9 protein-coding genes and 1 pseudogene are annotated in these 8,791 nt (G+C 67.3%); 3 read left to right on the forward strand and 7 right to left on the reverse strand.

Annotated features, from left to right (window positions below; all coding sequences use genetic code 11):
* Positions 1-27: 27 nt before the first annotated feature.
* Positions 28-1,185, reverse strand: a complete 1,158-nt coding sequence (locus ACDELDRAFT_RS15955) for an ABC transporter substrate-binding protein (RefSeq protein ID WP_005798657.1) — start codon at positions 1,183-1,185, stop codon at positions 28-30.
* A gap of 163 nt (positions 1,186-1,348) precedes the next feature.
* On the opposite strand from ACDELDRAFT_RS15955, the gene ACDELDRAFT_RS15960 reads away from it, so the two are divergent.
* Entirely contained in the window at positions 1,349-1,771 is a 423-nt protein-coding gene (locus tag ACDELDRAFT_RS15960) for a hotdog fold thioesterase (RefSeq protein ID WP_040329522.1), read from the forward strand.
* Between the two features lie 186 nt (positions 1,772-1,957).
* On the opposite strand, the gene ACDELDRAFT_RS15965 is transcribed toward ACDELDRAFT_RS15960, so the two are convergent.
* From ACDELDRAFT_RS15965 to ACDELDRAFT_RS15975, 3 genes and pseudogenes are all read right to left on the reverse strand, one after another.
* On the reverse strand, positions 1,958-2,377 hold the full coding sequence (locus ACDELDRAFT_RS15965; RefSeq protein WP_100084457.1) for a bacteriohemerythrin: 420 nt from the start codon (positions 2,375-2,377) through the stop codon (positions 1,958-1,960).
* A 49-nt stretch (positions 2,378-2,426) separates the two neighbouring features.
* Positions 2,427-4,005, reverse strand: a pseudogene (locus ACDELDRAFT_RS26240) (methyl-accepting chemotaxis protein).
* 133 nt (positions 4,006-4,138) lie between these two features.
* Positions 4,139-4,705, reverse strand: a complete 567-nt coding sequence (locus tag ACDELDRAFT_RS15975; protein WP_005798666.1) for a cob(I)yrinic acid a,c-diamide adenosyltransferase — start codon at positions 4,703-4,705, stop codon at positions 4,139-4,141.
* Positions 4,706-4,853: 148 nt separating this feature from the next.
* Here ACDELDRAFT_RS15975 and ACDELDRAFT_RS15980 point away from each other — a divergent pair, with 148 nt between their 5' ends.
* Entirely contained in the window at positions 4,854-5,213 is a 360-nt protein-coding gene (locus ACDELDRAFT_RS15980) for a calcium-binding protein (protein ID WP_040329523.1), read from the forward strand.
* 183 nt (positions 5,214-5,396) lie between these two features.
* Here the strand turns inward: ACDELDRAFT_RS15980 and ACDELDRAFT_RS15985 are convergent, their stop codons facing one another.
* Both ACDELDRAFT_RS15985 and ACDELDRAFT_RS15990 read right to left on the reverse strand, forming a co-directional pair.
* Positions 5,397-5,828: a DUF2752 domain-containing protein gene (locus tag ACDELDRAFT_RS15985; RefSeq protein ID WP_005798672.1), complete on the reverse strand. Its 432-nt coding sequence runs from the start codon at positions 5,826-5,828 to the stop codon at positions 5,397-5,399.
* Positions 5,800-6,372, reverse strand: a complete 573-nt coding sequence (locus ACDELDRAFT_RS15990) for a hypothetical protein (RefSeq protein WP_005798673.1) — start codon at positions 6,370-6,372, stop codon at positions 5,800-5,802. Before ACDELDRAFT_RS15990 ends, ACDELDRAFT_RS15985 begins: the two co-directional genes overlap by 29 nt.
* A gap of 146 nt (positions 6,373-6,518) precedes the next feature.
* Here ACDELDRAFT_RS15990 and ACDELDRAFT_RS15995 point away from each other — a divergent pair, with 146 nt between their 5' ends.
* Positions 6,519-7,943, forward strand: coding sequence for an FAD-binding oxidoreductase (locus ACDELDRAFT_RS15995; RefSeq protein WP_005798675.1), 1,425 nt, complete (start codon positions 6,519-6,521; stop codon positions 7,941-7,943).
* 498 nt (positions 7,944-8,441) lie between these two features.
* Here the strand turns inward: ACDELDRAFT_RS15995 and ACDELDRAFT_RS16005 are convergent.
* Positions 8,442-8,791: BON domain-containing protein (locus ACDELDRAFT_RS16005; RefSeq protein WP_005798678.1), on the reverse strand; the 350-nt coding region annotated here is incomplete at its 5' end.

Below are 8,791 nucleotides of genomic sequence, written 5' to 3' on the forward strand. Positions count from 1 at the left end.
CGCGGCCGGGCCCGGCGGCGGGCCGACTCAGCCGAGGAACCGCCCCGAACCGCCCAGCACCCCGAGGTCAATGAAGCGCGATCCCACATACGGCGCCTGGCCGCTGTAATCGACCACGAATCCCCCCAGATCCCAGTTGCGGATGCCTGCCAGCGCAGTGCGCAGCTTGGCGCGCGTCGGATCGGCGCCGGCTCGCTCCAGCCCCTCGGCCAGCACGCGCATGTTCACATACGCCTCCAGGCTGCCCTGGGTGAAATCCTGCTGGCCCCGCGCACGCATGGCGGTCTGGTAGTCACGCACCAACTGGGTCTTGGCACGGTTGGGGTCGGGCACGATCATGGTCACGGCGATGCCGCTGCCGGCCTCGCCCAGTTGCCGCAAACCGTCGCTGGTGAGGGTGACGCTCAGGCCAGCCATGAGCACGCCGGGCACGTTTTTCTTGAGGCCCCGCACCAGGTCCACCGACACGGTGCCGGCGGTGGCCAGCAGCACGGCGGACGGACGGGCGTCGGACACCTTGGCCAGCACCTCGGCCAGGTTCTTGCCGTCGGTCGCCAGCGCCGCCTGCACCGAGGGCTTGAGGCTCAGCTCGGCCAGCGAACGGGTGGCGTCTTCCAGCATTTCACGGCCATAGCCGTTGTCGAGGTACACCACCCCGATGCCCTTGAGGCCCATGCCCGCCAGACGCTGCACGAGGCGATGCACTTCGTCGGTGTAGCTGGCACGCACGTGGAACACGTTACGTGCGCCCTTGCGCAACGAGGACGCGCCGGTGATGGGAGCCACATAGGGCACGCCCGCCTCTTCGATGAGCGGGAGGATGGCGGTGTTGTTGGGGGTGCCCACGCACGAGAGCAAGGCAAAGGCACTGCCCTGCGAGAGCATCTGCTTGATGTTGTCGGTGGTGCGCTGGGGCACGTAAGCGTCGTCCACCATGTTGAGCTGCAGCGTGCGCCCGTTCACTCCGCCACGGCCGTTGATGTGCGCCAGCGCGGCTTCGGCACCGTGCTTCACGTCCTGGCCCAGCCCGGCCAGCGGTCCGGTCAGCGCCGCCGAGCAACCGATGGTGAGTGTCTTGCCAGTGATACCGGCCTCCTGGGCCAGGGCGTTGCGAAGAAAAACAGGGGCTGCGACAGCGGCGGCAGCAGCGCCGGACGCAAGAGAGACAAATTGGCGACGTTGCATGAAAGACCGGGCTCCGGGAAAAACGCACAATGGAAGGGCACCCGCGCGCAGCCCGCACGGGCCTGCAAGGTCCGGCAAGGTGCTGACCTCCGGGCAACCGTCCATTCTAGTCGGCCACCCCAGCGCCCCTGTGGCGCGGCGCGTCGGCCTCATCAAGGAAGCCATGTCCATCTGGAAGAAACCCATTTCGCTGTCTCTGCTCAACGAGACCAACGCCAACACCGCTGCCACGCACCTGGGCATCGAAATCACCGAGGTGGGTGACGATTTCCTGCGCGGGCGCGTGCCCGTCGACGAGCGCACCCGCCAGCCCTTCGGCATCTTGCACGGGGGCGTGAGCGTAGTGCTGGCCGAAACCCTGGGCTCGATTGGCGCGTTCTACGCCTGCCCCGAGGGCCACCGCGGCGTGGGGCTGGACATCAACGCCAACCATATCCGCGCTGCGTCCAGTGGCTGGGTCACGGGCACGGCGCGGGCGGTGCACATCGGCCGCACCACGCAGGTGTGGCAGATCGACATGGCCAACGATGCTGGCGAGCTGACCTGCGTGTCGCGTATCACCATGGCCATCCTGGCGCCCCGATAAAAGCCCGGTGCCACCCGTGATCGGCCGGGGTGGGACGTACCCAGCGCACTGCAACATCCGGCCCGCGCTGGGCCCATCGAACCCACAACAACCGCGACCCCGCAGCCCTCACGCCTCGCTCACTGCGCTGGCGGAGCCGGGTGCGGCGTGCGAACCGCGCCCAGCGCGGCTTTCGCTGGGCACGCTTCAGTGGCGTGACGCCGCGCGCTGCTTCTTGCTCAGGAAGACCGCCAGATCCTTGTCGTAGCGACGGATGTGCAGCGACAGCCAGTCGCGCAGCAGCGTTGACAGCTGCGATGCCACGGTGATGCTGCCGCCTTCGAACTTGCTCTGCAGGGCCTTGAGGCCCGCAACGAACTCCTCGTGCCCCTGCTGGTGCTGCACCAGGCGCGGGTAGCCCACCCGGGCCATCTCCTGTTCTTCGCGGCGGATGTGCTCGATGGTGTCGCGCACCAGTTCGCCCAGCAGGCGCTCCACCAGTTCGTGGCCGCGGCCTTCGCTGGTAGCGGTGTGCAGTTCGTTGACCTGGCGTACCAGCGTCTGGTGGTCCTGGTCGATGGGGCCGTTGTCGATGACCATGTCATCGGCCCATTCAAAATAAGCCACAGGGGTCCCTTCCGGAAGGTCGGTTCTTGAAAGCCTGGCGCTACGGAACTCAGCGGCCGGTGAGGGCAAGCTGGCCCGACGCCGCACCGAGCTTGAACACGCTGACCGCCCGTACCAGCCCCTGCGCCTGGTGCTCAAGGGACTGCGCTGCCGCTGCCGCTTCTTCCACCAAGGCCGCGTTCGACTGCGTGACCTGGTCCATCTGGCCCACCGCCTGGTTGACCTGGTCAATGCCCGCGGTCTGCTCCTGGCTGGCCGAGGTGATCTCGTTCATGATGTCCGTCACGCGGCGCACATTGACCACGATTTCGTCCATGGTGCTCCCGGCGCGCTCCACCTGCTGGCAGCCTTCGGCAACGTTGCTGACCGAAGCTTCGATCAGCGACTTGATCTCCTTGGCGGCAGAAGCCGAACGGCCGGCCAGGCTGCGCACCTCGCTGGCCACCACCGCAAAGCCACGGCCCTGTTCGCCCGCGCGGGCGGCTTCCACGGCGGCGTTGAGCGCCAGGATGTTGGTCTGGAAGGCAATGCCGTCGATCACGCCGATGATGTCGGCGATCTTGCGCGACGAGGTGTTGATGGCTTCCATCGTGTGCACCACCTGCGAGACCACCGAACCGCCCTTCACCGCCACTTGCGATGCAGCCTCGGCGATCTGATTGGCATGGCGGCTTTGCTCGTAGTTGCGCCGCACGGTGTCGGCCAGCTCTTCCATTGACGCGGCCGTCTGCTCCAGCGCGCTGGCCTGCTCTTCGGTGCGGGACGACAGGTCGATGTTGCCTGCCGCGATCTGGCTGGTGGCGGTGGCAATGGCTTCAGTGCCGCCGCGCACGTTGCTCACGATCGAGGCCAGGCTGTCATTCATGGCGCGCAGCGCGGCCAGCAGCTCGGCCGTCTCGTCGCTGCCGTCGACCTCGATGCGGCTGCCCAGGTCACCTGGCCGCCACGTTCTTGGCCACGCTCACGGCGCGGCGCAGCGGCAGGATGATGGAACGCGCAATGGCGTACGACAGCACCACGCCGGCCAGCAGTCCCGCCGCCCCCAGCACCAGCATCAGGATGCGGGCGTTCTGGATGTCGGCCATCACGGCCTTCCCGTTGGTTTCGACCAGTTTCTTTTCGAGCGCCGTCAGCGCATTGATCGGCTCTTGCAGCGCGTCGAGCGCGGGCAGGGTTTCGGTGCGCAGCAGTGCGGTGGCGCCTTCACGGTCGTCTGCATCCATGAGCTGCGCCACTTTGCTGAACGACTGCACGTACTTGCCGCGCAGGTCTTTGAGGCGCGCCAGGCTGGCCTTGCCCTCGGGCATCTGCACCCGCTGGTCCAGCACCGCCAGGGCGTCATCGATGGTTTTCTTGTTGGTCGCAATGGCCGCTTTCACCCGCGTGCGCTGCTCGGCGTCGGCCGCGATGACCAGCTCCATCGTGCGGCGCGCGTTGGCCCGCGTGGTGGTGTCGATGGTGGTGGCTGCCTCGGCCTTGACCCAGTCGTCTTCGATAAGACGAGCATTGATTTCGCCCACGCTCCCCAGGCGCTGCACACCCACAGCGGCGATGCCCAGCATCATCAGGATCAGCAGGCCGAAGGCCAGGCCGAGACGGGTGCCGATTTTGAGATGGCTGATGTTCATAAGGTACCCCGAAAGAAAGATGCAATTGGTTACCAATTACATTGTGGACCGTTTCAGCGCCGCCGGCCAGTCCATTTTCTTGACGACTGTCAATGAACCCCGCCAACGCCGAAAAGCCCCTCCACAGCGCTGGTTACTCGGTGGCCGCGCGGGCCAGACGCTCGCTCTTCCAATAGACGTCATCGCCGCCATCCATGCGGTTGAGTACGCGGGAAAGCACGAACATCAGGTCGGACAGCCGGTTGAGGTAGTGGCGCGGCGCGGCGCGCACGGCTTCGATCTTGCCCAGCGCCACCACGGCACGCTCGGCGCGGCGCGCCACGGTGCGGCACACATGGGCCTGGGCCGCGGCGCGTGTACCGGCAGGAAGGATGAACTCTTGCAGGCGCGGCAGCGCCGCGTTGTAGTGCGCCAGCGCCTCGTCAAGCTGCAGCACGGCCTCGTCCTTGAGCAGTTCGAACCCGGGGATGGACAGCTCACCGCCCAGATTGAACAACTGGTGCTGCACATCGATGAGCAACTCGCGCACCGCCTGCGGCAGCGGTTCGCACAGCAGCAGACCGAGGTGCGAATTGAGTTCATCCACATCGCCCATCGCGTGCGGGCGCGGGCTGTCCTTGGACACGCGCGTGTTGTCGCCCAGGCCCGTCGAGCCGTCATCGCCCGTGCGCGTGGCGATCTGTGTGAGTCGGTTGCCCATGTGTGCTCCTTGTACTGCAGGGGCGCATTGTCCGTTACACCACGCAGACAAATGTTGGTCAGGGCAACAGCCGGCAAAAGTGCTGGCCTCCACCGCCATGCTGCGGTGCAATGAAACCCTGTTCAACTTTGACGGAGCTCTTCATCCCATGAAAGCCACCCAACGCCGCACCTCTGCATTTGACGCCCGCAGCGTACTGCTGTTCACAGCACTCTCACTGGGCGGCGGTGCCGCCCTGCAGGCACAGACCGCACCGGCCGCAGCGCACAAGGCACAAGGGGGACCCTCCTTCGGACCCGCCACGTCTTCACCCAACGTCACCACCGGCCCCAGCATGGGCAACAGCACTGCCAGCGCCTTCGAGCGCGCAGATGTGAATGCCGACGGCAAACTCAGCGCGCAGGAAGCCGCCACGTTGCCCGCCATCGCCAACCGCTTCCAGCAGCTCGACACCGACCACGACGGCAGCCTTTCGCGCACCGAATTTGAGAAGGGGGCCAAATCCTGATCCTGAACGCAGGTTCGCACCCTGGGCGAAGCCAAGGCAGCGCAACGCCATGATCTCCGGGGTGTCGAACCGGCACCAACGCCCGGCGGCGCGATAGCCGCCACTCCAGTTGAAAGCGCCGCGCCGCGGTGGGTCCGAGGGCCCATCGCGGCGCATCTGCGTGTGCCGCCGCGCGAACCCAGCTCAGAGCCAGCCGGCCAGCCGAGCCATCCACGACACCAGCAGAATGCCCAACCCCCACCGCAGCACACCCGCGCCGGACCAGGGCCACGGCCGCACGCGCTGACGCCCTGCCAACCCTTCGACCACCCATTGCAGGGCCAGCAGCGTCAACACCACCAGCAGGCCCACCGCCCCCGGATTGGCTTGCCAGGCCGCCCCCCATTCGCCCTGCACCAACGCTGCACAGGCGTGGGTGCCACCACACAAGGGGCAGGGCAAACCCGTGGCGGCGCGAAACAGGCATCCCGGTCCCACGGCGGACTGCAACATCCAGGGTGAAGCCGCCATGGCCACGGGCCACAGCAGGCCCGCGCCCAGCCGGCTGCGGCGTTCGGCCGCGCTCATCCCCCGCCAGGCGCCGGGCTCAGAGCGCAGGAAGGCGAGCAACGTCATCGCCCAGCAGCTGTCGGGCCATGTAGTACGAGGCGATCATCGACACCGGCGCCGTCACCAGCACCCCCACCCAGCACAGCAGGGCCCCCAGGCCTCCGACAATGCCCAGCACCAACGCGCACCAGAACGCCGAGCCCAGGTTCTTGGTGACCGTGCTCCAGGCGCGGTTGAAAGCCGCAACGCCGTCCTGCTCGCCGTGCGCGACAAGGTACAGCGCCACCACCGGCAGCGCCATGATCAGAAGCCCCGGGATAAAGCACAGCGCGAAGCCCAGCGACAGCACCAGAAAGCTGATCAGCCCCGCCACCAGGGCCGGCACCAGGTCGTCAAAGCCCCGGAACACGTCGCCGATCTGCGCCTTCTCGCCCCGGTCTTCGCGGGCGATCATGCGCATGTACCCCACCAGCATGGGCCCGGCCAGCAGGCCCACGCTGATGCTGCCCACCACGCTCACCAACACCCACGCCACCACATGGGTGAGAGGATTCTTCTTGAACAAAGCCCACCCGGCCGAAAGACATGTCCCCACACTGGCTGTCGCCATACCGCTTCCTCCCTCGAAATCGAATAATTTGATGAAAATACAGTGTAGTTGGCGCGCCATGAAAAGGCGATGACGCCCCACCGCCGTGGCGCGCCGGCCTGCGGCCGCCACCACAACCTCACCTGCCAACCACGCCCGGAGCCCCCATGAACGCCCCCACCGCTGCCTCGCACCTGCTGCCCGAAATCCACCTGCGCGAGGTGCCGCAGGCGCTCATCGACGCGCTGCAGGCGCGCTTCGGCGCGCAGTGCTCGCTGGCCCAGGCCGTGCGCGAACAGCATGGGCGTGACGAAGGCTCGCTGCAGGCCCCGCCGCCCAGCGCCGTGGTGTTTGCCGAAAGCACGCGCGACGTGGCCGACGCCGTGGCACTGGCCAGCCAGTACGAGGTGCCCGTGATTCCCTACGGTGCAGGCTCGTCGCTCGAAGGCCACCTGCTGGCCGTGCAGGGCGGCATCAGCATCGACGTGGGCCGCATGAACCGGGTGCTCAGCATCAACGCCGACGACCTCACCGTGACCGTGCAGCCCGGCATCACGCGCAAGGCGCTCAACGAGGCCATCAAGGACACCGGCCTGTTCTTCCCCATCGACCCCGGCGCCGATGCCAGCATCGGTGGCATGGCCGCCACGCGCGCCAGTGGCACCAACGCCGTGCGCTACGGCACCATGCGCGAGAACGTGCTGGCGCTGGAGGTGGTCACGGCCAGTGGCGACATCATCCGCACCGGCACGCGCGCCCGCAAAAGCGCTGCGGGCTACGACCTCACCCGCCTGATGGTGGGCAGCGAAGGCACGCTGGGCGTGATCACCGAGGTGACGGTGCGCCTGTACCCGCTGCCCGAAGCGGTGAGCGCGGCCATCTGCTCGTTCCCGAGCATCGAGGCCGCCGTGCGCACCACCATCCAGACCATCCAGCTCGGTGTGCCGATTGCGCGGGTCGAGCTGATCGACCGCCACAGCGTGCGCATGGTCAACGCGCACAGCAAGCTCAGCCTGCGCGAAGAGCCCATGCTGCTGATGGAATTCCACGGCTCGCCCGCCAGCGTGCAGGAACAGGCCGAGACCGTGCAGGAGATCGCCCGCGAGTTCGGCGGCAACGCCTTCGAATGGGCCAGCACGCCCGAGGAGCGCACGCGCCTGTGGACCGCGCGGCACAACGCCTACTTCGCAGCCGTGCAAAGCCGCCCGGGCTGCCGCGCCATCAGCACCGACACCTGCGTACCCATCAGCCGCCTGGCCGATTGCCTGCTCGAATCGGTGGATGAGGCCGAGGCCAGCGGCATCCCCTACTTTCTTGTCGGCCACGTGGGCGACGGCAACTTCCACTTCGGCTACCTGCTCGCCCCCCACATCCCCGAAGAACGCATCACCGCCGAGGCCCTGAACCACAAACTCGTGGCCCGCGCGCTGGGCATGGGTGGCACCTGCACCGGCGAACACGGCGTGGGCCTGCACAAGATGGGCTTTCTGCTCGACGAAACCGGAGCGGGCGCCGTGGACATGATGCGCGCCATCAAGCGCGCGCTCGACCCGAAAAACATCCTCAACCCCGGCAAGATCTTTGCGCTGTGAAGAAGGCGGTGCCTGGGGCCGCAACCCTGGCATCACGGCCGCTTGCTCAGCACGCCCGACGGGCGAAGTTCGCCCAGCGAAAGAGCTTTCGGGACACCCCCGCGCGCGCCGTCCGCCGGACCGTGGAAGACCGCGGCATGCATGAACACGACGGGGACATTGAATCGAGCGGCCCCTGCGCCTCCGTGTGCTCGTACTCGTACCGGGTTGGTGCCCTGGCCCTGTCTCTGGCCAACCGCCTGGTAGCGAGTGTTTTCTGAAGCGCAGTTGAAGAAAGGCTCGCCCACCCTGGCCGAGTTGGTGGCCCTTTGCATGCACCACGGCGTTCCCTACCGAAACGCCACCCGGTCGTAGCCGGCGCACCCGCCTTCCTTGCACGCCAGCCCGCGGCGCGGCGGTGACGGCCAACCGGCCCCGAGCACGATTGCTTCGAGTTCATAGCGCAATGCGCCCACGCATCCAGCGCATCAGGCGCTTTCTCTGCAAATTGGGTCTATTTCAGGGCCGCTGTGGCGGGTTGCGTGCGGCTGGCGGCGCTGCGCCCACCGACAGCTGGTTGACCACGCCCATCACGTCGTCCACCAGGCCCACGGCCTGCTCGAGCGCGCGGCCCTGTTCGGGCGACTGCACGCAACCCATGAGCGTAACGAGGCGCCGCTCGCCCAGTACCCACACGCTGGTGTTGTCGAACCGTCCGTCCTGGCGGATGTATTGCTGCACGCGCGGAATGATCTCGGCGTCGTACAGGTAGGAATTGGGCAGCCGGCAGCGCCCGACGCGGTAGCAGCTGCCGCCATGCTGCGCGCGCACGTGGGCGCGCTCGCGCACCTCGGCGGCGGTGTAGCGGG

The sequence above is a fragment of the Acidovorax delafieldii 2AN genome, from assembly GCF_000175235.1.
Lineage (GTDB): Bacteria > Pseudomonadota > Gammaproteobacteria > Burkholderiales > Burkholderiaceae_C > Acidovorax > Acidovorax delafieldii_B.